27 protein-coding genes are annotated in these 26,131 nt (G+C 39.9%); 20 read left to right on the top strand and 7 right to left on the bottom strand.

What is annotated here, in order from left to right:
* Window position 1: 1 nt before the first annotated feature.
* On the bottom strand, window positions 2-664 hold the full coding sequence (locus I0P70_RS07050) for an RDD family protein (protein WP_196115962.1): 663 nt from the start codon (window positions 662-664) through the stop codon (window positions 2-4).
* Between the two features lie 105 nt (window positions 665-769).
* The gene (locus tag I0P70_RS07055; RefSeq protein WP_196115964.1) at window positions 770-1,651 is read right to left on the bottom strand and encodes a PIN domain-containing protein; all 882 of its coding nucleotides are present in this window, start codon (window positions 1,649-1,651) and stop codon (window positions 770-772) included.
* A 366-nt stretch (window positions 1,652-2,017) separates the two neighbouring features.
* Here I0P70_RS07055 and I0P70_RS07060 point away from each other — a divergent pair, with 366 nt between their 5' ends.
* Window positions 2,018-2,575 (top strand): recombinase family protein, encoded by a 558-nt coding sequence (locus I0P70_RS07060; protein ID WP_196115965.1) that lies wholly within the window; start codon window positions 2,018-2,020, stop codon window positions 2,573-2,575.
* 329 nt (window positions 2,576-2,904) lie between these two features.
* Window positions 2,905-3,408, top strand: a complete 504-nt coding sequence (locus I0P70_RS07065; protein ID WP_196115968.1) for a hypothetical protein — start codon at window positions 2,905-2,907, stop codon at window positions 3,406-3,408.
* A gap of 167 nt (window positions 3,409-3,575) precedes the next feature.
* Here I0P70_RS07065 and I0P70_RS07070 read toward each other — a convergent pair whose 3' ends face one another.
* Window positions 3,576-3,818 (bottom strand): hypothetical protein, encoded by a 243-nt coding sequence (locus I0P70_RS07070; RefSeq protein ID WP_196115969.1) that lies wholly within the window; start codon window positions 3,816-3,818, stop codon window positions 3,576-3,578.
* A gap of 61 nt (window positions 3,819-3,879) precedes the next feature.
* Between I0P70_RS07070 and I0P70_RS07075 the strand changes: the two genes are divergently transcribed.
* The gene (locus I0P70_RS07075) at window positions 3,880-4,842 is read left to right on the top strand and encodes a DNA cytosine methyltransferase (protein ID WP_196115971.1); all 963 of its coding nucleotides are present in this window, start codon (window positions 3,880-3,882) and stop codon (window positions 4,840-4,842) included.
* A gap of 5 nt (window positions 4,843-4,847) precedes the next feature.
* Here the strand turns inward: I0P70_RS07075 and I0P70_RS07080 are convergent, their stop codons facing one another.
* Both I0P70_RS07080 and I0P70_RS07085 read right to left on the bottom strand, forming a co-directional pair.
* Window positions 4,848-5,243 (bottom strand): hypothetical protein, encoded by a 396-nt coding sequence (locus tag I0P70_RS07080; protein WP_196115973.1) that lies wholly within the window; start codon window positions 5,241-5,243, stop codon window positions 4,848-4,850.
* Window positions 5,230-5,397, bottom strand: coding sequence for a hypothetical protein (locus tag I0P70_RS07085; protein ID WP_196115975.1), 168 nt, complete (start codon window positions 5,395-5,397; stop codon window positions 5,230-5,232). Before I0P70_RS07085 ends, I0P70_RS07080 begins: the two co-directional genes overlap by 14 nt.
* Window positions 5,398-5,551: 154 nt before the next feature.
* On the opposite strand from I0P70_RS07085, the gene I0P70_RS07090 reads away from it, so the two are divergent.
* The gene (locus I0P70_RS07090; RefSeq protein WP_196115977.1) at window positions 5,552-6,274 is read left to right on the top strand and encodes a hypothetical protein; all 723 of its coding nucleotides are present in this window, start codon (window positions 5,552-5,554) and stop codon (window positions 6,272-6,274) included.
* A gap of 61 nt (window positions 6,275-6,335) precedes the next feature.
* Here I0P70_RS07090 and I0P70_RS21335 read toward each other — a convergent pair whose 3' ends face one another.
* A complete protein-coding gene (locus I0P70_RS21335; RefSeq protein ID WP_230392049.1) occupies window positions 6,336-6,704 on the bottom strand; it encodes a hypothetical protein in 369 nt (122 codons plus the stop codon).
* A gap of 292 nt (window positions 6,705-6,996) precedes the next feature.
* Here I0P70_RS21335 and I0P70_RS07095 point away from each other — a divergent pair, with 292 nt between their 5' ends.
* The 6 genes from I0P70_RS07095 (at window position 6,997) to I0P70_RS07120 (ending at window position 17,147) form a co-directional block, all read left to right on the top strand.
* Window positions 6,997-7,521, top strand: coding sequence for a murein L,D-transpeptidase family protein (locus I0P70_RS07095; RefSeq protein ID WP_196115979.1), 525 nt, complete (start codon window positions 6,997-6,999; stop codon window positions 7,519-7,521).
* A 21-nt stretch (window positions 7,522-7,542) separates the two neighbouring features.
* On the top strand, window positions 7,543-9,219 hold the full coding sequence (locus I0P70_RS07100) for an ATP-dependent endonuclease (protein ID WP_196115982.1): 1,677 nt from the start codon (window positions 7,543-7,545) through the stop codon (window positions 9,217-9,219).
* A complete protein-coding gene (locus I0P70_RS07105; RefSeq protein ID WP_196115984.1) occupies window positions 9,212-10,627 on the top strand; it encodes an AAA family ATPase in 1,416 nt (471 codons plus the stop codon). Before I0P70_RS07100 ends, I0P70_RS07105 begins: the two co-directional genes overlap by 8 nt.
* A gap of 111 nt (window positions 10,628-10,738) precedes the next feature.
* The gene (locus I0P70_RS07110) at window positions 10,739-12,304 is read left to right on the top strand and encodes a site-specific DNA-methyltransferase (RefSeq protein ID WP_196115986.1); all 1,566 of its coding nucleotides are present in this window, start codon (window positions 10,739-10,741) and stop codon (window positions 12,302-12,304) included.
* A gap of 1 nt (window position 12,305) precedes the next feature.
* The gene (locus I0P70_RS07115) at window positions 12,306-14,975 is read left to right on the top strand and encodes a DEAD/DEAH box helicase (RefSeq protein WP_196115987.1); all 2,670 of its coding nucleotides are present in this window, start codon (window positions 12,306-12,308) and stop codon (window positions 14,973-14,975) included.
* A gap of 114 nt (window positions 14,976-15,089) precedes the next feature.
* Window positions 15,090-17,147 (top strand): DUF4365 domain-containing protein, encoded by a 2,058-nt coding sequence (locus I0P70_RS07120; RefSeq protein WP_196115989.1) that lies wholly within the window; start codon window positions 15,090-15,092, stop codon window positions 17,145-17,147.
* A gap of 12 nt (window positions 17,148-17,159) precedes the next feature.
* Here I0P70_RS07120 and I0P70_RS07125 read toward each other — a convergent pair whose 3' ends face one another.
* A complete protein-coding gene (locus tag I0P70_RS07125; protein ID WP_196115991.1) occupies window positions 17,160-17,387 on the bottom strand; it encodes a hypothetical protein in 228 nt (75 codons plus the stop codon).
* 801 nt (window positions 17,388-18,188) lie between these two features.
* Between I0P70_RS07125 and I0P70_RS07130 the strand changes: the two genes are divergently transcribed.
* The 10 genes from I0P70_RS07130 (at window position 18,189) to I0P70_RS07175 (ending at window position 26,084) form a co-directional block, all read left to right on the top strand.
* A complete protein-coding gene (locus I0P70_RS07130) occupies window positions 18,189-19,808 on the top strand; it encodes a hypothetical protein (protein ID WP_196115994.1) in 1,620 nt (539 codons plus the stop codon).
* A 436-nt stretch (window positions 19,809-20,244) separates the two neighbouring features.
* A complete protein-coding gene (locus tag I0P70_RS07135) occupies window positions 20,245-20,640 on the top strand; it encodes a hypothetical protein (RefSeq protein ID WP_196115996.1) in 396 nt (131 codons plus the stop codon).
* 141 nt (window positions 20,641-20,781) lie between these two features.
* Window positions 20,782-20,997: a hypothetical protein gene (locus tag I0P70_RS07140; protein WP_196115999.1), complete on the top strand. Its 216-nt coding sequence runs from the start codon at window positions 20,782-20,784 to the stop codon at window positions 20,995-20,997.
* Window positions 20,998-21,768: a site-specific DNA-methyltransferase gene (locus I0P70_RS07145; protein ID WP_196116001.1), complete on the top strand. Its 771-nt coding sequence runs from the start codon at window positions 20,998-21,000 to the stop codon at window positions 21,766-21,768.
* Window positions 21,769-21,775: 7 nt separating this feature from the next.
* Entirely contained in the window at window positions 21,776-22,420 is a 645-nt protein-coding gene (locus I0P70_RS07150) for a hypothetical protein (RefSeq protein ID WP_196116003.1), read from the top strand.
* Window positions 22,421-22,448: 28 nt separating this feature from the next.
* Window positions 22,449-23,108 carry an SOS response-associated peptidase gene (locus I0P70_RS07155; protein WP_196116006.1) on the top strand — a complete coding sequence of 220 codons (660 nt, stop codon included), beginning with the start codon at window positions 22,449-22,451 and terminating at the stop codon, window positions 23,106-23,108.
* A gap of 9 nt (window positions 23,109-23,117) precedes the next feature.
* Entirely contained in the window at window positions 23,118-23,456 is a 339-nt protein-coding gene (locus tag I0P70_RS07160) for a hypothetical protein (RefSeq protein WP_196116008.1), read from the top strand.
* A 480-nt stretch (window positions 23,457-23,936) separates the two neighbouring features.
* Window positions 23,937-24,194, top strand: coding sequence for a hypothetical protein (locus I0P70_RS07165; protein ID WP_196116010.1), 258 nt, complete (start codon window positions 23,937-23,939; stop codon window positions 24,192-24,194).
* Window positions 24,195-24,348: 154 nt separating this feature from the next.
* Entirely contained in the window at window positions 24,349-24,813 is a 465-nt protein-coding gene (locus I0P70_RS07170) for a LexA family transcriptional regulator (protein WP_196116012.1), read from the top strand.
* Window positions 24,810-26,084, top strand: a complete 1,275-nt coding sequence (locus I0P70_RS07175) for a Y-family DNA polymerase (protein ID WP_196116014.1) — start codon at window positions 24,810-24,812, stop codon at window positions 26,082-26,084. The genes I0P70_RS07170 and I0P70_RS07175 overlap by 4 nt, the downstream gene beginning before the upstream one ends.
* Window positions 26,085-26,131 lie beyond the last annotated feature (47 nt).

The following is a 26,131-nucleotide window of genomic DNA, read 5'->3' on the forward strand; positions in this document are numbered from 1 at the left end:
ATTAGGTCTTTACAACAACAATCTTAGAAAACATATCATGCCAGCCCTGATTGTTTTTTGACCACACCATTGTCAATGGACCTATCAACAAGGTAACTGATGACAACAACATGAAAAGCAGTGCAGCAGCATAATTCAATTCTTTTACTTCGTTACTGAATGGCTGCAACAATAGAACAAAGACTCCTATTAACATCGGGGCTATTAGAAACAATGACCTTTTGTAAGTGTCTATAATTGTAGGATTCGTTCTTGATTCTATTAGAACGGGTTTGATACCTATAATCTGCTTCCCTATTGTTCCACCATTATATTCTAAAATAGGATAATATATTAAAAAGAAGAAGCACATCCCGAGGAAGTTTTGTGCTTGTTCAAATCTATAAACATAAGCTTCATCAAGTTCAGAAATTGCATTGTAGAAGAGAATAAAAAATACTAAACTCGATATCACTACATCAATAACTCTGGCTCCAACCCTTTGCCAGAAAGTCGCATATTTCTGGTTCAAGGTTCCCCTGCTGCTGTTTATTATTACGCCATTTTTAGCCTCGAATTTCTCCTTACAATTTGGGCAGGTTGCTATAATGTGTTTATCAGATGGTATTCGTAATCCATCATTACAACCAAAACACCTAACTACCTTTTTATCTGCTGTAAACATTGATGGGTTACATCTTAAAGTTAATTTTCTAATTAAAATTCCCGATAAACAGAGTTTATTATTTTCTCTGAATACTTATTATCTACTTAATCCCTAAAATTTTAATCAGTCGTTGGATTCCTTTTTATCATCATCTATGTTTTTTGAAGTTTCTCTAAACTTAGCAACAAGTTCTTTCAACTTTTTAATATGATAATCTTCTAAAGACTCTTTAATAATAGTTTCCTCTTCTTCAATCATTTCTTTGGTAACAGGAATTTCTACTAATTTGAAGGCGTAAGAAAGTTTATCAGTAAGTATAAGTTTTCTCCTTATACTGGTTCGCAATTTAAATTCTTGGCTTAACCAATCGTTTAAATAGGAGTTGTTATCATAAATGGCTCCATAATCAGAATCTCTTGTTACTATTATTATATTCTTTTGAGTAGTTTCAGCGCATCGCATTATCCATTCCCAATTTATTGCGTCTCCAATAGAATTGTCAGCAGACTTCCTCGGTGGATAACCGAGCATAAACCTTTTTAATGCCAATCTCCTAATAGCGAAACGTTGTTCATTCTCTCGATTAAGATTTAGAGTACTGTTATTTGAAAATACTTTTTGAAGAGATTTATAGACAGGGTCATTCGAATTTGGATTAGCAAAAATATTTTCAATTTTTTGTTTCAATTTTTTCTGGTAACCATCAATAGCTTTCTTATTCTTCTGAATCATTTCAACAGCTTTTTCATCTGACAATATCGCTGGTACACTTAATCCACTACTACTATTCTTTTTAACCTCCGCAATAGACTCTAAAATAGCACTTTGCCTATTCTTCTTAAACTCCATTTCAATTTGACTTGAAGTTATGATAATCTCTTTGTGTTTAATGATTTCTTCCAGATACTTTAATGAAATATCCGTTCTTCTAATCCTGTAGAAATCAAGAAAAATGTTAGTATCTATAAAAATATAAGCGTCAAGTTTCTCTACCTTTCGTGCCATTATTTATTTTGTTTAATGCATTGGTTTATAGCTTACAATATAATACTATCTAAGTATAGTTATCTTGGAATTGTTTTTTTTAATTTTCATCAACATCATCTCCAAGGGAAGTGTCCATTATATAGCTTTATATAGTCTATAATATCTAATATTAAATACTCGCATGCATGTGAATATTAGATTTGTGAAAAGTACCCCTATTTACCCAAAGTAATCAAAACGAATACTTTCTTTACTGCTCACGCTCAAAAACACCAACGCTTCTGGTTAAGCGTAAAGGCACATTAAAAAGTAAATAAACTCAGTAAGTTATTCAAAGTAAATTTTTATATTTGTATAACGAGATATTTAACTAACCTACTCTATATGTTAATAGGCTACGCCAGAATTTCAACAGTTCTTCAGAACGCAGACTTGCAACATGATGCTCTTGCTCAGGCTGGCTGTGAGAAAATCTTCACCGATAAGATTTCGGGTACGGTTTCCCAAAGACCAGCTTTGACAAAGGTGAAAGAAATGCTAAGGAGCGGAGATACGTTAGTAATCTGGCGTTTGGACAGATTAGGAAGGTCGCTCAAGGATTTAATCGAGTGGATGAACTACTTAGAGCAAGAAGGCATAGCTTTGAAAAGCTTACAGGAGAGCATTGATACCAGTACAGCCACGGGGAGGCTGGTCTTCCACATTTTTGCTTCAATGGCTGAGTTCGAGCGGAATCTTATTCAAGAGCGTACCCAAGCTGGTCTCGCAGCAGCAAGAGCAAGAGGTCGTGTCGGTGGTCGCCCCAAAAAAATGAGCAAAGACAAAATAAGATTAACGGTGAAGCTTTACCAAGAGAAGCAACATACAATTGATGAGATTTGCCAGATGATGGGCATCTCAAAACCTACACTCTATAGCTATGTCAAAGAAGTCGCTGCTTAACATCATTCATCAGCGACCTACTATTTAATTCCTGTTGCAGATTAGTCCAGGCTGCTGCATCAGACACCCAATTAAGCTACTGTAACAGGTAGCTTTTTTTGTTGCCCCTCTTATAAAACCACAGGTAGCCTTATTTTATACAACTTAATGATATACTATACTCACTATACTATCACACTATTCACCAGGCATAAACTATTTTTAGCCAAATAAAAAATTTATTTATGTCTAATTATAGCATCATTACTATATTAACTACCTGATAATCATCATTATTATGTTGTTGTGCAAATATATATAATATGTTTGTATCTGATAATCAGTAAGTTATGATTGCAAATGCTTTAAATTACTTATACATTTGCAGTATAGAAATCAATAAATATTTACACATAACTACTAAAAAGCACATAGTTTACACAATGACAGATTTTGAAATAGCCGAGTCTTATCTCATTAAAGAATATTTGGAAGACATAGAATGCGATTACTCAATCAATGATGAGGATGATGAAGTATTAATAGCTATATATTCAAATGATTATGATGGTTTAGATTCCTTTATAGCTGCTAAAGTAGGTATTAGTGTAGAAGAACCTGAAAACCAAGAAGATATAGAGGGGTTAAGAAGTGGATACTTATGGGATTATTACATAAAAACATCAAAAGCCGCAGAATTGTTAGAAAACGATTTTAAATGTGAACTTAGGGCTGATTGTTTAAGAGAAGATGCTGTTGATTTGCGGTTCACAATAAAAATAGCTGACATTAAACAGAAGTATCTAATAGAATTAAGAAAGGATATAATATCTGGCATATTAGCTGATGAATAAGATATACTACGAAGCATGCATATCAATCATGATAGTTATGGCATATCAATACTTATACTTTATAGCTATTTAACGAAAGTCAGACGTCAGCATCAGGAGGTTCTCAATGTTTGTATGTGTAGGTAACATGTCTGATGTTGCCTACACATACATATTAAAGCTTCTGCCTACTCAGAAGTTATCTGGTCAGTATCCTTTTTCTTTCTGCCTCTGTAGCCCCCACGTTTGCTTCTCTTCTCCACCTTACCTTCTTTTGCCTGTGTGATTAGCGTTTCAATTTCGTTGAGGACTATCTTCTGATTAATAACGAACTTCTCTAACTGGCTTACCATTGCATCGAGTAACTCCTTATTTTGCTGCGATTGCTGAAGTGTCTCAACGATTGCGTCTATGTCTGTACCTTTCGCCATTTCTTTGTTACTATATATTGCTTTGATTATTTTTGCAATTATAACATTATAATCTCAAATCTTGAACGTCCTAAGTTTATTTGATGGCATCAGTTGCGCTCGACTTGCACTCCAAGAAGCAGGAATTAGAGTCGACAAATACTATGCAAGTGAAATTGACAGTGCAGCAATTGAGGTGTCAAAAAACAACTTCCCCGATATCATTCACATAGGAGATGTGTCAAAAGTAAGTTTCAAAGAAAATCGTTTGATAACTGAAAATGGAATCTTTGATACGGGTCAAATAGATTTGGTAATTGGCGGTTCGCCTTGTCAATCATTTTCAAAACGTGGCAATCAAAGAAATTTTGATGATAGTAGAGGTCGATTAATTTATGAGTTTGAAAGACTTTTAAGCGAAACTGATGCGCCCTATTTTCTGCTGGAAAATGTTATGATGAATAAGAGGCATCAGGATGCTATCACTTCTATCTTTAATGTTGAACCAGTCGAGATAAACTCCGCTTTAGTGACCGCACAAAATAGGGTCAGGCTGTACTGGACTAATATAGATGGGGTGGAAGTACCTGAGGATAGAGGCGTATTGTTGCAGGATATACTTGAAAGTGGCTTTTCTGAAAGAGACAAAGCTTATTGTGTTACCGCTACATACTCTAATGCTACTGCTCAGAACTACTTCATTAACAGGGAACGGCAGCTAAAATTCAAACATCCTGTTGAGAAATCAGGAAATCGTTACAGGTTGCATGATGGTACAATTGTCGACATTTATCCCGAAGCTGGCTTAAACAGAAACTATTACAGTCTACAATTATTGAAGCCTTACCTGTCAAAGTTGACTCCTGAGGAAGTGGAAAAACTGCAAGGTATACCTATCGGCTATACAAAAAGTGTAGCTAATCACTTACGCTATAAGTTATTAGGCAACGGATGGACTGTTCCCGTGATTTCCCACATACTCAAAAGGTTAAAACCTGACCATACTCCTTATAATATAAAGCATCTTCCTGAGCAGAAACGTTAAGCTAATCAGCTATCCATTTGCCAGTCTTGGAAGGTCTTGACCTTTCTATTCATAGTAGAAGGAACATCAGCAAAAGCCTCATACTCTACTCTGCTGATGCTTACCTTAACCGCCAGGGTAACATGGAGCCTTAGTACCTCATCATAGTATAAAATAAGCACACCTGCTGTGGGCTTGGGTGAACTGCCTGTTTTTTTAATATACTCGCTCATCACGTAATCGTAATCCTCATAGCTGGTAATACAGTCAAACACATCATGCTCTCTGCTGATGCATTCTATCACAGTTACTTTATGGTCACAATTTTCCGTGTTGATAATTAAGTCATTTGGAATCTTTAACCTATAAGCCTCAATTTCGGTGTCATATACCATGGGATTTTGATAGCTATTCATTTCCATCGCTCTTCCCTTCCACAATAATACCCATGCGTTCCTCTAATGCCTTGATGGCACTGGTGATAACCTGTTTCTTACTCACGTTCCTTCTAAGCTGTTTTTTCAGAATCATCTGAATCTGTAAAATCCTCAAATCACTGTCTTCTGATATCTTCAAAGAATGACTCTGGTTCTTTTGACTATGCATAATTCAATATTACTTTCTCTTATATATTAAAAGCCAGACCCCGTTTTATCTTCTTTAATAGATAGCTACTTGACCACCACAGGGTTTTTGTTTTTGATATATACTTTAAACAGGAAGAGAAAAAATGGAACATATATTAAAGAACGAACTGCTTTATACAGACGATAACCAGGTGGAGATATACCTAACTTACAATAAGGATAAAAACGCCTATGGTCTATACAGGCAGTCATCAGAGGGCAGCAAGAAATTAGATGCAGGCTATGTGTTCATCCATCCCTATGAAGATGAAAGGGCTGCTGCTCTGAGACAAACAGGTGATTTTGTATGGATTGACACTCAGCTAAATGAAACGAAAATGGACACTCTGGACCGAGTTATTGTCGAAGCCCTTAAGGTCAAGAACAGTACTTGCAATTGCATACCGCATGGCAACTTTTTTGAGTGTGACCTGTGCTTGGGTGGGGTTATATTCAACCACTATAACTTTAAGCTTTTACATGCAGATAAAGGGCTGATACTGTATGAGTATGATACACAGGAAAGCACCTATCACATAAGACTAACGGAGTGGGAGGAATTCATAAGCCACAAAGTAAATTATGTGTGGGAGAAGGAGGAAGTTGCGCAGGAACTGAGGTGGATTATAGACACTTATGAACAGCAGTATGTTGAACTGGAAGACCAGTTCCTTATTTGTGTTCTGGAACGTTCAGAAGATTCGCTTTCTGTCAGATTGATTCCTTATAGTGTATCCATCGAAATGGTAAGCAATTCAACAATGCCCACAGATGCTGATAGTTCTGTTATGAAGTTTAATGATTTCAGAAACCAGGGAAGAAAATAGTTTTGTGGTATCCAATAAGCAGGTATAGAACATTACGGCTGTACATGCTTATTTTTTACTTCTAATCATCAAAGTATCCGCTATAGTCACCTCCAATCGGCACAACCCCGAACCCATAACAATTCCTGCAACCGTTGCAAGTACACGAAGGACAGCGGTCATTCTTATCCACAAACATCCAATCTTCCTCTGCTATCACCACATCATCTAATCTCTTGCCAGAATGGTCAATTAGAAAATAATGACCATTTTCCTTAGCCCAAATACTGTCCGTATGGCTGTGATATTGCAGTAGGTCAAAGACTGGCTCAACGAAGATATCATCTGTAAGATGATTGTATATCCCGTATTTTCCATTCGCAAGGAACTTGACCAGTTGCTTTTCCCTGCTCAGGTGGCTGTATTTTAGTATAAGCATGTCCTGTATCATTTTTACTTATATATAATGGCAAAGCTTCTCTGGTGAATCGTTAAAGTGCTGGTAACAAATTCAGCTTATCGGAAAGATGTGAGTGGTAGTACTTAGCGGTGAAATAATACGGACAATATAATATTGCTGATATTATTTAAGCTTGTTTTTCCCATTGTGGTTTAATCATTATCTCATGTGAAATTCAAATGTAATAATGGCATTTTGTATATTATTGTTACTATATTGTGCTTACAAGATGTTTAGACATCCTCAGCCGTGTAGAGCAGCCAATGCAATTCAACAAACTTAAATGACAAGGAAGAAGATAATCAGTTTTATCGCAGTAGCTGCTTTTATAGGAGCATCTGTTTATTACTTCTACCCTGAGCAGAAGCTTCCTGCTGGTACTAAAATAGACAAACTGTTGGTGCTGAAGTCAGAAAGGAAGTTATTGGCTTATGCTGATGGTCAGCTAATCAAAACCTACACAATTGCTTTGGGAAGAAGTCCAGTGGGTCACAAAGAGTACGAGGGCGATAAGAAGACACCACAAGGGCTGTATACTATTAACGACAAAAATCCCAACAGTGCCTACCATAAGAACTTAGGTATTTCCTACCCTAACACTGATGATATAAAACACGCAAGGACATTAGGTAAGTCTCCTGGCGGAGCAATAAAGATTCATGGCTTGCAGAATGGCACTGGTTTCATTTCGAAATTTCATAGATTTTTTAACTCATGGACACTCGGCTGCATAGCGGTTACAGACGAGGAAATGGATGAACTTTATGATGCTGTGCCAATCGGAACGCCTATTGAGATAAGACCTTAACATTTTTCATAATGGAGATAGATGGCTAAAATTCATACCCTAAAAATCAGCAATTTCAGGAGCATCAAAGATTTTGAGCAGGTGTTCGGTCAGTCAAGCTTTGTGTGCATCATAGGTCGAGGTGACTCAGGGAAAACCACAATCCTCGATGCAATTTCCTATGTCCTGTGCGGTAGCTGGAACCTATCTATTTACGATACTGACTTTTACGATTGTAATGTTGACGAGCCTATTGAGATTGAAGCAACTCTTTATGATTTACCTTCGAAGCTTTTACAGGAAAGCAAATTTGGATTGTACATCCGTGGTATTGATATGACCACAGGCACTGTGCATGATGCCTTAGAAGATTCTCATGTAGAAGCATTAACAATCAGACTTACCGTAGGACGAGACTTAGAGCCGAGGTGGTGCGTTACGAACACCAGGCAAGAGGATATCGAAATAAGGGCAAGTGACAGGGCAAGCCTGAATATGTTTTTTGTTTCGGATTATACAGACAGGCATTTCTCTTGGAGTAAAGGTAGTCCACTGTATTCTCTTCTAAAGCAGGATGTCAACGCTTCACAAGAGTATGGGAATCCTATCATTGATGCGCTGAGAGATGCAAAAAGCAAAATAGACGACTACTCGTTCACCCAACTCGATTCTGTAATGTCTCGAATCCAGTCTTCTGCTGCTGATTTAGGAATTGATATTCAACAGGCTAACTCCACAATTGATTTAAAAGACATCTATGTGAAAGAGGGCAAAGTGACCCTTCACGAAGACAACATTCCCTTTAGGCTAAAGGGCAAGGGTTCCAGAAGGCTTCTTTCTATTGCAATCCAAGTAGAGGTCTCAAAATCAGGAGGTGGCATCCTTCTTATAGATGAAATTGAGCAAGGGCTGGAACCTGACAGGGCGCAGCATCTTGCTAAGACTTTAATGGGAAGTGATATGGGGCAAGTCTTCATTACAACCCATTCACGTGATGTGCTGGTTGAATTAAGTGCTGGCAATTTGTTCAGAATGTCTAAGGGTGCAAAGAGTTTGTTTCAGTTCAATGCTTCTCTGCAAGCTGTACTTAGGGCTAATCCAGAGGCTTTCTTCGCTAAAAAGGTCTTAGTGTGCGAAGGCGAAACAGAAGTTGGTATTCTGAGAGCAATCAACAGTCATGGGGTTACCAACGGAAAGGGCAGTGCTTCATTGAAAGGTGTTCGTTTTGCAACTGGAAAAGGTTCAACACAATTTAGTTATGCAGAGGGGTTCCTACATGCAGGATATCCAGTCTGTGTTTTCTGTGATTCAGATGTTCAATCAACTAAGAGTCAGAAAGAAGAATTAGCAGGCAAGGGTGTAGTCGTGATTGACTGTGAAGAAGGTCTTTGTATTGAAAAGCAAATATTTAAAGACCTGCCTTGGGCTGGTGTTCAAGAGTTAGTCAATGCACAAATATCCATATTTAACGGCTCTGTTGTGGACAGTATAAAGAGTAGATATGTAACGCATGGCGAACTGAAACCAAATTGGATAGAGATTGATGATTTCAACCTACGGTCTGCAACAGGAGCAGCAGCAAGTAAAAATAAGTGGTATAAGAGTATCAGTAACGGTGAAGAATTGGGTCATGTATGCTGTTCATATTTAGAGAAGATAGGTGACAAAAGGTTAAAAAGCATTTTCACAGACCTCATTAACTGGATTGAAAATGCTTGATTATCAAGAGTTCACTGCCAAAGATAAGAGCCTGCTCATTGCGCCTGCTGGCTATGGCAAGACACATACAATTGCCGAATCAATAAAACATACCGAAGGGAAGCAACTTATACTTACCCACACACATGCAGGAGTTGCCTCTATAAAGGAAAAACTCAAGAAGTCAGGGATTGAGAGTGGCAGGTACAACGTTGAAACCATTACAAGCTTCGCCCAAAAGTACGTGTTCTCTTTTTGTGATGCTGCTCTGATTCCAAGCCAGGAGGATAATAAAAGTTATTACCCCTTTATAATAAATAAAGCAACACAACTCTTACAATTGAAGCCCATTAGAAAAGTTATTATTTGCACCTATAATGGGCTTTTCGTGGATGAGTATCAGGATTGCACAGTTGAGCATCATAATCTCATTCTTGGGTTGTCAGACATCTTAACGACAAGGCTTCTCGGTGACCATTTGCAGGGTATTTTTAAATTTGGAAGAGGCTCACTTGTTGACATGAATAATGCAGACATGATGGGAGGTTTCCATACCAATAGCTTTGCACTGTCAGTTCCTTGGAGATGGATGCAGGGCAACAAAGAGTTAGGAAGCGATTTAGACATAATAAGAAAACAGTTATTAAACTCAGCGCAAATCGACTTAAATAGCTTTAAATCTATTGAAAAGATTATAACCAGTGATGTCTATTCAGATAAGCCTACTTATTTCCGCATCTCAAACTTGTTAAATCAAGAGCAAAGCTTACTTATAATACATCCTGATTCTAAAAACTTAAAAAAGAGGGTACAGTTTATCCAAAGGTTCAATAACAGGTGTCGTCTTATTGAGTCGATTGATAATAAAGACTTTTATTCTCTGTCTCGAACGGCAGATACCATGACCTCGGAAAATGCAGTTGTAGTCGTACTCGAACTATGTAAAGCTGTTTTCAATAAAACTGGCATCAGCATCTGGTTTAACGATAGAGGTGTAAAAAAGAAAACTAAACAAACTGATAAACTCATTATTCTGCCTATCGCAGCACTTTTAGAGAACCTGAAGAAAACTGTGTCATTCTCTAACGTTGCAGAAATTCTTAAAATGATAAGAAAGCTGCCTAATATCACTTGCTATAGAAAAGAACTGCTTAGTACTCTATGTAAAGCATTGGAAGAGGCTGAGTACAACTCAACTTCTGTTTACGACTCCATGGTTAATAATAGGAACATTCTCCGTAGAGTAGGTCGAAAAATCTATGGAACATGTATTGGTACAACTTTACTTACAAAAGGGTTAGAGTTTGATACAGTAGTAGTGCTAAATGCTAATGAGTTCGATTGCCCCAAAAATCTATATGTGGCTTTATCACGAGCGACTAAAAAGCTAATCGTTATCAGTAGCAGCAGCACCCTTAATCCATATTGAGTACGGATTATAACACTTCAGATTAATCTTGCTCTGGCGATAATCCCTCTATTCTTATAATGCCACAAAGTATAGCATTTTGTATATTGAAGCCTCAAATACAATTTGCACATGCCTACATTAAACTGGATAGGAAAAGATAAAGTCGTTAACCATCACAAAGAAGTACCTTTCAGAGTTTTAGAGCCACAGTACACATTCACCAACGGTGAAGTAACCACTGGTGGAGGCTCTGAGAATAAAATCATACACGGTGACAACTTAGAGGCGTTGAAGGCACTGCTGCCTGAGTATGAGGGTAAGGTAAACTGCATCTACATAGACCCACCTTACAATACTGGCAACGAGGGATGGGTGTACAATGACAACGTAAATCATCCCAAGATAAAGAAATGGTTAGGTGAGGTAGTAGGTAAAGAAGGAGAAGATTTGAGTCGACACGATAAGTGGCTCTGCATGATGTATCCTCGCCTAAAGCTACTCCATAAGCTTTTAGCGGATGATGGGGTAATTTTTGTATCAATAGACAACTATGAATACAATTATCTCAGCATTGTTTTAGAAGAGATTTTTGGTCGTCAAAATTTAATTGAAACCCTGATTTGGAAGAAAAGCTATGGGGGTGGCGCAAAGTCTAAGCATGTGGTTAACCTGCATGAATACATCTTCTTTTATGCAAAGGACATAACTAAAATAAGCAAACTTGAACTTCCCCCTGATGATAGTATACTAAAGTACTACAAGTTTAAAGACGAAAAGTACGACACCAGAGGACCTTTTAGACTTCAACCTCTCGCCACTACAAGTATGGATGAACGCCCAAATCTGCGCTACCCCATTCTTTATGAAGGTGAGGAAATTATGCCTGAGAAGCAGTGGCAGTGGTCTAAAGAAAGGGTTTATACTGCTTTGAACAATAATGATTTAGTTATTGAGAAGAAGAAAGGAAAATGGTCTGTAAACTATAAACAGTACCTTAATAATGAAGATGGTGAGCAAAGAGGTCGTAAGTTGTTTTCCATAATAGATGGCTTCTATACCCAACACGGCACTAATGAAATCAAAAGGCTCTTTGGTGATGGCAAGGCATTTAACTTCCCAAAACCACCAAAATTAGTAGAAGAACTACTGCGGTTGGCAACAGATAAACACTCCCTTGTTCTTGATTCATTCGCTGGCTCAGGAACAACTGCCCAAGCAACCTTGAACTTAAACAGTAGTGATGATGGGAACAGGAAGTTTATTCTTGTCGAAATGGAAGAATATGCAGATAAAATCACTGCGGAGAGAATAAGAAAGGTAATCAATGAAGATAAGAGTGGTGACTTTACTTTTTACACTTTAGGTGAGCCACTATTCAACGCTGATAACGAGTTGAATGAGAATGTGCCATTGCAAAGGATACAGGAGTACATCTACTACACCGAAACAGGTGAGTTTCTGAAGCATGCTTCTGTTAGCGATTGCCATTACCTGGACACGCATAACGGCATCTCCTACTATTTCTATTACAGCAAAGATGAAATGACCACGCTTGACTTGGACTTCTTAGGCACTATCACCACCAAGGCAGACCAGTACGTGATTTATGCCGACAACTGCCTGCTGTCGCCAGAGTTTATGGCTAAGCACAGCATCATCTTCAAAAAGATTCCACGAGACATTACCAGATTCTAATATGGAACTGAAACCATACCAGCAGCAGGTATTGAATGACGTTGACACGTACTTTGAATACTTAGAGAAAACAAACGACATCGCTGACTCATTCAACCAGTTTTGGCAGGATAAGTACGGGGAGGAAATTCTGTTCCAAGCGAACGGTATCGAGGCGTACAAGAACACCATCACTAATGTGCCTCACCTGTGCGTGAAAGTGCCGACAGCAGGGGGCAAGACGTTTATCGCAGCCAATGCGCTGCATGTAATATTTAGCCACTATGATATAGACAAGCCAAAGGCAGTCGTGTGGCTCGTACCATCCATTACTATTCTGGAACAAACCATCCGCAACCTGTCGGATGTGAAGCACCCCTATCGCCAAAAGTTGAACGCACACTTCGGCAGCAAGGTGGAGGTGTATAAGAAAGAAGACTTGCTGCAAGGTGCTGGATTCGACCCAATATCGGTGAAAGACCAGCTAAACATCTTCGTACTAAGCTTCGACAGCCTGAGAACCAAGAACAAAGAAGGAAGAAAGTTCTACCAGGAGAACGGTGCGCTGGCATCCTTTGCGCAGTTGCTGCTCGATAAGGACAACATTCTGGAAGGAACGGATGAAACGGCACTTATCAACGTCATACGGCAGCTAAACCCTGTGGTAGTGGTGGACGAGAGCCATAACGCTGAGTCGGCTCTGAGCGTGGAGATGCTCAAGAACCTGAACCCATCGTTCATTTTTGACCTCACGGCAACGCCACGGAAGAACAGCAACATCATCTCCTACGTGGATGCGCTGGCTTTGAAGAAAGAGAACATGGTCAAGCTTCCCGTGATTGTCTACAACCACAAGAGCCGAACCGAGGTGATTGAGAGTGCCATCAACCTGCAACGCAAACTGGAAGCAGATGCCAAAGCGGAAGAGGCTGAGGGTGGCAGGTACATCAGACCCATCGTGCTGTTCCAGGCGCAGCCGAAGACCAATGACGACAACACCACGTTCGAGAAAATAAAGAAGCTGTTGCTTGAGTTGCAGATACCAGAAGCACAGATAAAGATAAAGACAGCCAACATCAATGAAATCAAGGGCATCGACCTGATGTCCAGAGACTGTGAGGTGCGCTACATCATCACCGTGGATGCGCTCAAAGAAGGATGGGATTGCCCGTTCGCCTACATCCTTGCTTCGCTTGCCGATAAGTCCAGTGCGGTGAGCGTGGAGCAGATACTCGGTAGGATTCTTCGCCAACCGCACGTGATGCGCCATAAGTATCCGCTATTAAATATGTCGTTCGTGCTGACCGCTTCCGCTAAGTTCTTGGAAACGCTCGATAACATTGTGGCTGGTCTGAACAGGGCTGGATTCAGTGCCAAAGACTATAAGGTAGCAGATAACGAACAGGAAATCACCGATGCGCCAGAGCAGGCGAAAGGTCAGCCATTGGAGTTGCTGTTGATGCAGTCCAGACAGGATACACCACACACTGGTGCGAAGGATGAAGAGCAGGACATCGAGATAGAGGTCGACACCAAAAGTATTCATCTTGTTAGTCCTGAAACTATAAAGCCAAATGCAAATAAGATAGATGATACGATAGATATCATCACCGCACAGGCGGTAACAGCAGACAGGGAGATGGAGAGTCAGGTGCAGCAGGCTGTTGAGAACCCAACCGAATCCATTCCATCAATCCTGAAAGATATCGTGAAAACATACCCGATAAAGGAAATCTTCCGTGAAGATGCAAACGGCTTGATACTGCCACAGTTTACCGTGAAAGCACCGCTAAGCGGAATATTCGGTGACGTTGAAAGCATCACGTTCCATAAGGATATGCTGCTGAAGAACTTCAAGCTGAGCCAAGCCGACAGCATGATAGACTTTGACAACCTGGACTCCGAAATCTATCAGGTAGATGTAGTAGCCACAGGAAAGGAAAACAGCCGAGCGGAGTTCCGCAAGGTGGCAGCAAGCTTTAAGGAGCCGTTGATGGAGTATATCGTGGCGCAGCCGAAGGACGTGCAAAGAGAACGTCTTACAGCCCGTATGATGCAGTTAATCGGCAACATGTACCCAATATCGGATGCCGAGGTGAAAGGGTATCTGAGGCGTGTATTTGACAGTTTTGATGCGGAACGTTCAACTGATATGCTGCGTAACGAACTCTCCTACCGAGATAAGATAAGAGAGAAGGTTCGTCTACTTACCGAAGAGTATGCCGAGAAGCAGTTCCAGAATCAGCTTGACACCGACAAGATTGGTTTGAACCAGCATTTTAAGCTGAAACCGCAGATATCCCCATCGCAGTTGGCACCAGCTATCACCAAGTCATTGTATGAGCGTGAGGGGCATATGAACGACTTTGAGCAGCGTGTAATCAACGAGGTGGCGAACCTTGAGAACATTGCTTTCTGGCACCGCAACATCGAAAAGAAGGGTTTTTACCTCAACGGGTTCATCAACCACTACCCTGACTTTATCGTGCTGACAAAATCAGGTAAGATGGTTGTAATCGAAACCAAAGGAGACCATTTGGATAATGATGATAGCCGTAAGAAACTGAGTCTCGGTCAAGCTTGGGCGAACAAGGCTGGTGACAGGTACAAGTACTTCATGGTGTTCAACACCAATCCGATTGCTGGCGCACGTAGTCAGGATGATTTCCTGAAAATCCTTAGGGAGATGTAATTGAGTCTTTTTATTAAAAGTATTAGAATTAAGTATTTGTCTGTACTGTAGGAGAAGCGGTTGGCTAACGCTTCTCCTTACTTTTATACCAGTTGTAACCTATCAATCTTACCCATGAGAGACATTGATGATATTCACTTGCCTAAAAGTTCTTCGAATGAAGAGCAGGAAACAGTATCACGGAAGAAGTTTGAGAGTCTGTTCGATGAGAAACGTTTCATTTTAAAAGGTGAAGTTATTGATAATGGGATAGATTACAGATGTGAGATTATCCATAACTCCCAAAAGTTAGGGTTTGGGTTCAACTTTCAGTTGAAGAGTAAAGGTACTGCTGATGGAAATGCTGATGGTAGCTATAGTAAGTCTATAGAGACCTCTAACATAGAATATCTGATTAACAATGGGCAGCCAGCTTTTTACGGCTTCTACTTGGCTGATGAGGATAAGTTCTACTATGAATACCTTAATTACTTTCTCGGCTTACTGAACAAAAAGAATCCAGATTGGGAAGAGCAGTTGAGCCACACTCTGAGGTTTTCTAAGCTTATGGATTCAAAGGCAGTTGATGAAATTTACTCCATTGCATTGAACCATGGAAAAATGATGCGTGGGTTGAACAGTCGACTTGCTACATTGCCTTCACTGGTCCATTCAAGTGATAAAGTTGTTATCGGGTTAAATCAGCATGTAATGGATGATTCCGAAATACGAAAAATTGTTGAGGTCATTGGTTTTGAACTGATAAATGAGGGAAGATGGAAGGATATCATCCATATTCACAAGCAGGCATCTGGAAATATAGCCACAACTGCGAAGTATAACTTTGCCTTAGGGTTAGCTAACTATTACAATGGCAACCTATTCGATGCTTTGTCCTTCTTTAAATCAGCTAAGCTTAAATCCGAAGAACTACCAGAGTATCTGACCAATTATTTAGTGTATTTCGATTCGGCAATCAAATATGCGTTGACCTTGATTAGCCAAGAGGATTTTGAGAAGATAGTTCGAAGTTTACAGGGGGAGGATGAGTTAGGACTGTACGTCAGGTTAGAAAAAGCACGGTACGACTACGTTTCTTCAGGGGATGGTGACGATGTTAAGTATGAGCAGTTCAAAAAAGAATTACAAAGTATCATTTCCCACCCAAATTCGTCTGGTAGCATCAGGCAAATGGCAAAATGCGAACTACTTCTTCATGAAGGATACGAATTCAATTTTAACTATATACAGGAGGTTTTAGCAATAAACCACCGTGAAGAACAAACGGGTCCTGATGTAACTGTCAGGCTGGCTGCTGCTAATCTATTAATCAATTCCCGAAATCTGTGGTCAAAGCAAATGCAGGAACTACAGCAGGAGTCAATTAGTGACAAGAACTTCTTTACCTACTACTGTACAATTTTTAACCATATTCGGATTGAGTATCAGTTCGATGTATACTCAAGATATATCAATGTAGAAAAAGAAATACCCAACCACCCCTTACCACCATCTTCTGATAAAAAAGCAAAGTATGACAGTATGTTTAGTCTTCTTGAAAAGGCAGTAATCTACTTTGCTCATGTCGGTCATACTGAAAACATAATTATTGTTCTTTCTATAAGGTACGAATTGGAGCATTACTTGAACAGGAAGGAGGATGCCTCTATAACCATGGTAGAGTTGGAACGACTAACTGCTACTACTGATTCTGGTGCGCTTAAAGAGAAAATAGGCTCATTAAAAAATGGAGGTACTACCCACGAACGGTTCAAAGATTTCATTAGTGGTATTCTTGGAAAAGCTGATGCAGAAAGAGAAGAGTATAACCGTATGATTGAGGATATGAAGCGAATGGATGATGAGGAAAGGAGAAACAGCCAGTCATCAAAGAACGTTTATACTATTCAGTTGTTCCCTATTGGGTACTTCCAGTTTCCTATTGATGGTACAGAAGAAGCTTTTAAAATTTTGAACATTGGTAATAACGCTACTCGCTCGACCATACTAAATATGTTTTCCCAAAACGTTGTACCTACAGTCAACATTTATCATAACCCAATCATGGTCGAGGGTTATGTTGATGGTAATAACGTTGAGCAAGGGCTGGTAAATCTGAGGCGTATCTACGAGGTCAGAAAGGCATTCTTTAAAATGAAGTTTTATAGGATTGATTTCACCCGTAATGGATGATGATAATAGACGTTACTCGTCATCATCATCCAGTGATGCATCCATTTCAATACTCTTTTTATAGATTTTAATTATCCTTTGGTATTCTTCCCAAGCATCATCGACCCAACCCTCATATTTGTTTGTTGGATGTGCGAATAGACTGTCAAATAAACCTTGTATATCAAAATGAGGTGACGTGTATATCTCATGTTGTGAGTTTGGATTGTATCTTCTAAAATTGCTTTCAGACTGTTTCATATCTTATGTAATGTTATTTTAAATTATATATCCAGAATATAACATTACATATACCAATCATTTCTGACTTCTACAGCACACCCATCTACTTCAATTTTATACAAGTTAATACTATACTATCATTAACATAGAATAATTGATGATTTAGTGATTGCTGATACATCAAGAATGTATAGTGAAATCTTTTTAGGCTCGTGGTTTGAGTTTTCGTGATTGTAGAACAGCGATTATACTATGAATTCCACTGGTCATAATTATCACACAACAACGGACAGCAACCTATGAACACCATAAGTATATCCGAAAGCTGGTGTTTCGCATCCGCTCACCACCAACTGTTTCACTCCGCTTCGCTACGTTCATGGCTGAACCATTAACTGCAAAGTTTTTGGTTTATTTAAACTTAAAGAGGTATGCCCAAAAAAATCTACATCATTATTGATAGTATAATGGTTGATATGTGGAGTGGATTGAATGGGAAAAATGGGAAAAGAAAGTAAATGAATTTATACAAGTTAATGATATAATATATCTTATAGATTTATAACAATCACAGTAAGTAAATTTAAACAACCCACACCATCACTTGGAACTGTTGTTGTGTCGTCAGACGCAAACAACAACAGTGAGTGAACAAGGTGAACAGGAATCATAAATCATAGGTTAAAAACTTAAAAGACAGATATATGCAACATGTTTGTAATAAATAAAAAATGTTAGAGAAAGACGTGAAATAGTAAGTCCATTCTTAAAACAAAGACCTTTCATTTTTATATATGTATTAAAATCCAACATATAGAAATGATTAAACATGGTCAAAGATGTCCAGTATGCAAATTGTACTGGAATGATAATACAAAGAAGTGGCTGAAGAAACCACCACGTGAATCCTCAAAAGGTTCACACAAAGGGAAGTCTTATCTTCATCAACTGAACCAGATTCAGGGTTCAGCATCAAAATGGAAGTCCTATGCATGGCTTCCCATCAACCTAACCGTTGAGCAGATTCTGTCCGATGCCGAAAAGCTATGGGATGATAAATCCGACTTCTGCCTGGACAGGGCGTTGAGCCTGTCATCGCTCCTTATCATAACCCGAACAAAGGACAGCGAAAAACATAAGTTTGGCTACAAGAACGGCTACATCAACGTTTATGCGGATGATATGAGGAAATGGGTGTACAGCCGTTATGAGGTGTACCTCAGGTTCTTTGAGAAAGCTGAGTATATCATGCCTTACTTAAAAGGTAAGAAAGGTTATATGGCTTCCAATCAGGTGCAGCAAGGCTACTCTAAACAATATAAGTTCAATCCACTGCTACTTGTAAAGCAGGGTGATAAAAGAAAATATCACAGAACGGAATATACCACACCTCGTCTTCTGGTGAAACTTCATAAGCACAAGGTCTCGAAGCAGAACCTGATTAAGAACCTTCAAGTCAGAAGCATCATGGTGGACAACGTTTACAAGATGATTGAAGCACTTGATTTTGAGGCTTTTGAAAAGTGGTGTCTGGATAACCCATCGGAGTTTAGCTCACCAGACATTATGAACGATATGGTTGTAATAGTGTCCGAGATTAAGGAGGGGAAGATATACATCAACCCAAAGGATGGTTACGGTTTCCGATTCCACTCTCCTTTCACCAATCTCAAGAAGGTGATTCGAAAGTTCATCATGATTGATGGCGCACCAGCATCCGAACTCGACATCAGGAACAGCCAGTTCTTCTTTCTTGCTTGCCTTACCCTTTATCCAGAAGCCTGCACGGACATTCTAAAAAGCAGTGTAAACACAAGGGAGTTGAGGACTATTCTCCACACTTTGAGATTCTTCTACTATACGTATCCAGATTTCAAGGACTTCATTGATGCATCCTTAGAAGGAACTGTATATGATTCACTGGTAGACAGACTCAACTTAACAGGAAAAAACTATAAGGTAAGAAGAAATAAAGCGAAGGATTTATGTTTCGGTGCCTTGTTTAGTAAAAAAGAGCAGTGTGAGAACCTGAAGTCTTTACTCGTGTGGGAGTTTCCCAACCTGATTAGGGTATGCGAAATCATTAACGGTGGTGAGTATCCGCTGCCGATGCTACTCCAACGAATAGAATCGCATATGATAGTTGATACGGTAGCTGTGACAGCAGCAGACAACGTTGATGGGATTTATACAACCGTACATGATTCGGTACTGTGTGGGGCGTCTGACCTGCCGATTTTCAAGGCTCTGATTAAAGATGCTTTCGACACCGCTGGTTTACCGCAACCCATGGTGTCTATAAAGAACAACGGCAGCCAGGTGGAACATGAGATAGTGACTGAGCAGAAGGCTACAGCAACTGCCGAATTACCCGACACAACGCCATTAGATAAGCTACAGCAGCGTTTCGAGGCACAGTTAGCAACAGATAGCTTATAGGAAGTCAATAGCTGTTGAAAAGCCTAAGATTGACTATAAAGTAAAGAAGCGCAAAAAAGCGGTTGGGTATGGAATCGAATGGTGATGATTCCTAAACAATATAGCGAAATAGCAAAGAACAGACTACTCATCTGTTGGCTTCTGATTGTTGCAAGCACATGCTATATCTTACATTGAAAATAATTTTGTATTTCTTTAATAATATAGAATTCACAATAAGTGTGAAGCTTATCGTGGCACATAAGGAAAGCAGACAATTATAAATCATATAATTGTCTGCTTTCCTTATGTCTAAAAGAACTTTTTAGCTACTTCTTCTCTGAAGCGTTGTTCTTGGTATTGCATCTTTCAAACAGATTCATTTTCGAATGAACATATGACTATACCAAGCCGTTTGATACCACAGATGAACATAATTAATTCACACAAAAACAAAATGAACAAAACGGAGCAGCAGATTTTACAGGAAAACATTGACGTGTTAGTAAACAACAAAGTAGGCAGTATTACTGCACGTGTTTTGAAGATACCAACCAAGCAATATGTAACAGTGCATATTAATGACTTTAATCAACACTTTGGTTTATGGGCTACTGATATTGAAAAAGGCAGAAAGTTTATGCTTTATAGAAACTACAACAATGGCTCAACTATTACTTTGGAATGGAAGATGATAGGGGGTAATTATTCAAAACTTACTGGTGTATATATGAGCAGCGAATCAGCAACTGCTTCTCTGCCTATACAAAGACCTGACATCATAAATACTGGATATGATATGTTGAAAACGTTTTACCATAGAAAGAGGAAAATCAGTGTTGCGTTGGCTTGATGAACAGACAGAGGTTTACCCTTAAATAATAATACCAGCAATACCGACAATATCTGCCATTTTGCACGTTGATAATTGCACTGAAAATCTATCAATCACTATATTGCAGCCTGATTATTTACGTTTACGCATACACCCACAGTGGAAGAAACATTAACAGAGGAAGTAAAAGAGGTTAAAAGAACCTTTGCCATCGCAGAGGACTTGTTTGAAAAATTAGAGAACCTGGCATATTGGGATAGGACTACACAAAAGGACATACTTAACGAGGCGTTGGAACAGTACTTCGCAGATAAGGACGTAAAACCCATACCCGAGAAAAACCGCAAAGGCAAGCGTGGCAGGAAGCCAGCATGAATGCGAGACCTCAACAACGGTGAACTGGAATTAAACAGAATCTATCATGGCGACTGCTTTGACTTCCTGCCACTAATGAAAGAGAAGTCTGTGGACATGATTTTCACTGACCTGCCTTTTGGTACAACTCAAGCAAAATGGGATAAGCCACTCGACCTGGATAAGCTGTGGAGCCAGTATGAGCGTGTCATAAAGGATAACGGGGCTATTCTACTGTTTGCACAGGCACCCTTTGACAAGGTGCTGGCAGCAAGCAATTTGGAGATGTTCAGGTATGAGTGGGTGTGGGAGAAGACCCATGCCACTGGTCATCTGAATTCGAAGAAGATGCCCATGAAGGCGCATGAGCAGGTATTGGTCTTCTACAAAAACTTACCTACCTACAACCCTCAGAAGACAAGCGGTCACAAGCTGAAGAGCGTTAAGGTCACGAGCAGAAAGTCCATAGAGTCCACTATCTACAACAAACATGACAGACATGTGGACTACGCATCGACTGAACGCTACCCACGTTCTGTCGTCAAGTTCGCATCGGATAGGCAGAAGCTAAGTCTGCACGAGACACAGAAGCCTGAAAAGCTGCTGGAATACTTCATAAGGACGTACAGCAATGAGGGGGAGGTGGTGCTGGACACGTGCGCTGGCAGTGGTAGTCTGGCTGCTGCATGCATTAATACGAACCGCAGGTTTATCTGCATGGAGAAGGACGAGCATTACTACAATGTGTCAGTTGAGCGCATTGGCAGGATGCACGCTAATAAAAGTCATTGAAGCTTATATGGAAAGCAATAATCTCTGGTTGTATTCTGATAATCATGAGCAGTACAAAGTAGCGAACTCCATGCTATCGTTCGGTGCCGAGCAGTTCATGTCAAGCAAGCTTGTTTCAGAGATAGATAAGCTTACGGATGTAATGGCTGAGTTCGGGTCAGGGAGCATACCCGTTCATGTCCAGAAGGAAGTCATTATGCCCTTTGCATTCTCATATCTGATTGACACAATCAAAATAATTCTCTTTTTTGAGAATTATATGAAGTCCGAATTGCTCATAAAGGGCTTCTTAATCCATAAAATCATCGGCAAAGACGAGTTCAAACCTTTACAGAAGCAGCAAGAAAAGCGACCTGTAAAGCTTATCGAATTAAATGAAATTGAGTGCTTCACTGTAAATGAAAGCGACAAACACATCAGCCACAGAGGTGTGGCAGCGGTGACCTTGGGATTCAATCAACTGATTCGAAGGGATGCCTATTGTCAACATTACAAGTTTGATGACAACGTTCGTAAAATATTGGTAAGGTTAAACGAAAACAGGAATAAGCTTCATCTCTATGAAAGCATTGACTTTACTCTTTCGACATCATTCATAGGGGATATAAAACATCTGATTGATTTCGTAAGAAGCGTAACCTCACCTAAATGAAACTTTAACTCTTATCAAACAAAATTTTATGTGCGGAAGATACTCAGTTTTACCGAAAGCGAAAGGCAATTCACGTGTCGCAGAGCTTCTTGAGAAATCTATGAAAGAAGCCCATTACAACGCTGCTCCTTCTCAATCACTACCAGTGGTTACTATTGACAAGCCAGATACCATTCAGTACTTCTCATGGGGCTTACAGCCGTTTTGGGCGAAGGACTCAAAGTCAATAAAGCGTTCAATCAACGCACGAGCAGAGACACTTAGAGAGAAGCCATCATTCCGCAGCTTATTGAAGTCCAAGAGGTGCTTGGTGCCAGCAGATGGGTTCTTTGAGTGGCAGGTGACACCACAGGGCAAAGTACCACATCGTATCCTACTGAAGAATGAAGAGTTGTTCAGCTTCGCAGGTCTTTGGGATGAGTTTATAGATAAGTCTACTGGTGAAATTCTTCATACTTATACCATCATCACAACCGATGCTAATGATTTGGTGAAGCCGATTCATGACCGCATGCCTGTGATACTCTCACCAGAGGCAGAGGAACTTTGGTTGGACGAGCATGAGACACAGGATGATTTGCTGTCGCTTCTCAAACCTTTTGAAGCTGACAAGATGAAAGAATATCCCGTGTCTACGCTGGTGAACTCTCCCAAAAACAATATGCCTGAGGTTCTTAATTCGCTTTGAAAAGGTAGCATGGGAAACATCATCAGAGCAGTATGTACATGCGGATTAGAGTCCGATGAAATCTACCAAGGCATAGGCATGAGATTCTATGAAACTGGTTCCAGAACGGAGCCAGCGTACTGCGATTCATGTGGTATAGTGGTCGGCAGAGACATGAGCAAAAGTTACTCCAAGTGTCCTATATGCCGTAGGAAGGTCAGGTTCTATAAGGAGGGTGTAGAAGAAAGTTATGTTGAAAAAATTCCAGGTTTAGCTACGGACGGCTATCTGAACGAAAAAGAACAATGGCACTGCCCAAGGTGCAAAAGAGACACTCTTAGGTTTGAAAGCATGGGTCTGTGGGATTAGCTTTGTAAAACTACTTGTTGATTTCAATACCTACCGCACACACAACCTTGTTTAACAGCAGCAGGAACTCTTCAAAATCATAGGGGTAGGCATTGGAGCCATAGGAATTGATGTTAATAGTATCACTTTTGACCTTCAACTCCCACTATGTGCCATCCAGTATTTCGCTATTGTACCTTCTTTTCCAACCGCAGCATGTTAAAAACCCAACCAGCCTATCCCAATCCTCATTCATATTTATAGAAACTGACTTATCATACTCTGGCATAGGTAAGCCAATGTAATCGGAAATGATTAGGCTGGCGTTCTTTAAAATGATGCGATAGCTGTGGTCACGTCCGTAGCCACCAAGGTAGAAGTCAAATTTCATTCAGATATCAGTAGTTAGAATTAAAGTAATATAGCTTACCTTTTGTTATTAGAAAAGGTATAACTTCATGTATCTTTAAATCCTATGTATAAAAATCAGTTAGTTTAAGAATGGCAAACGAAGCATCATTCAATAACATTGATATCAGGGAATATATTGAAATCATAGTCGGTAAGTATGACTGGCAGGTATATTCACTATATAAAGAAACGTTGAATAAAATAGGTTGGGAGATAGAAGTCTCGGTTTGTAAAGATAAAGGTTTGCCAGTAGGTGATATCATAGAAGAGAGACAGTTTTACTATGAAACAGAAGCCGAAATGAATGAAGACTTTAGACTTCTTGATTCAATCGCTGTATTTGATTAGTTATTCACCTTGCTCTACTTCAATACACTTCTATATCGCTGCTTACATCTACACATACTGCTGTGAATAAATAAAACTAATATATTTAGCTTTTATTATTCTTCTTTACGTATTTGCTAACTGTTTTAGTATTCAAGGCTAAGAGTTAGACGATATGTGCAGCGCAAAGATTATCCCCATAGACTCACATCTATTAGAGTCACTTGATTTTGACTATTTCGGAAGCATTGAATTGCCCCTATATGCTTCTTTTGTATCAGCAGGTTTTCCATCCCCTGCCGAAGATAGCCTTGAAGACAAGATTGACTTGGGTAAGTATCTCATCCAGAACCCCACATCTACTTTCATGATGCGAGTGAAAGGCTCTTCCATGGTCGATGCCAACATCCATGATGGCGATATACTGGTAATTGACAAATCCCTGAAAGCTTCGGATGGCATGCCAGTAGTATGTTTTCTGGATGGTGAGTTTACGGTAAAGACCTTTAAGAAAATTGGCAACAAAGCTTATCTGATGCCAGCCAATCCAGCTTATAAGCCCATAGAGGTGACTGAAGAGATGGATATGAGAGTATGGGGTGTGGTGGTGTGGATACTTCATAAACCAGTAAGGCAATGACTTCGCTATTCGCCTTATGTGATTGCAACAACTTCTACGCATCGTGTGAGCGAGTATTCGACCCATCGCTGAACGGTAAGCCAGTAGTGGTGCTGAGTAATAATGATGGATGTGTTATAGCCAGGAGCAATGAGGCTAAAGCCTTGGGTATTCCCATGGGGGAGCCTTATTTCAAAATCAGGAATCTGGTGGAAAGCGGATACTTATCAGCCTACTCTTCTAACTATGTTTTGTATGGCGACATGTCGGATAGGGTAATGCAGACCCTATCTAATTTTACACCAAACGTGGAAGTATACTCGATTGACGAGTGCTTCCTTGACCTTGGTGATTTCTACGACATCGACCTTTTTTCCTACGCCTGGAACATAAAGCGAACGGTACAGCAGTGGACTGGCATACCAGTCAGTTTAGGGGTGGCACCAACCAAGGCTCTTTCTAAGGTGGCTAACAGGCTCGCCAAGAAGTCCACTAAAGCGAATGGAGTTCTTGTATTGACAGACCCTTATCATATCCAGAAAGCATTAGAAGCCACCAAAATAGAGGATGTGTGGGGTATTGGCGGACAGTACGCCAAATTCTTGAAGAAGCGCAACATCAATACCGCACTTGACTTCACCAAGCTATCAGATAATTGGGTAAAGCAGAACATGACCATCGTAGGCGTTAGGCTGTTGAAAGAACTGCGAGGCGAGTCTTGCCTGGAACTGGACGAGGTCGCACCACCCAAAAAGAACATCTGTACATCCAGAAGCTTCGGCAAGAAAGTGAATTCTTTTGATGAGATACAGGAAGCTACGGCATCCTATGCAGCCAAATGCGCCAGAAAGCTGCGCCAGCAGAAGAGTTGCGCCAACCTAATCACCGTGTTCATCCATACAAACCGCTTTTCTGAGAACGACAAGCAGTACTATAATAGCAAAACCATCTGTTTGCCTGTTGCCTCCAACTCTGACATTGAACTAATCCACTACGCCAATATCGCACTAAAGGAAATCTATCGGGATGGGTACTCCTACAAAAAATCTGGTGTGATTGTATCTGGCATAATACCAGAGAACCAAGTGCAACTTGACCTACTGGATACAGTGGATAGGGATAAGCATGCACGGCTTATGGGTGTGATAGATGGCTTAACGAATAGATTCGGCAGAAGCAAGGTCAGGGTAGCTACCCAAGGAGTTGATAACACTTGGATGCTCAAAAGTGACTTTAAGTCACCATGCTACACGACTCGAATTGACGAAATCCAGAATGTGTATGTCAGATAGGATTTGAACTTAGAACTACTAAGATTGACCAGCATCCATGCTTAGCT

The sequence above is a fragment of the Pontibacter sp. FD36 genome (genome assembly GCF_015686655.1).
GTDB lineage: Bacteria > Bacteroidota > Bacteroidia > Cytophagales > Hymenobacteraceae > Pontibacter.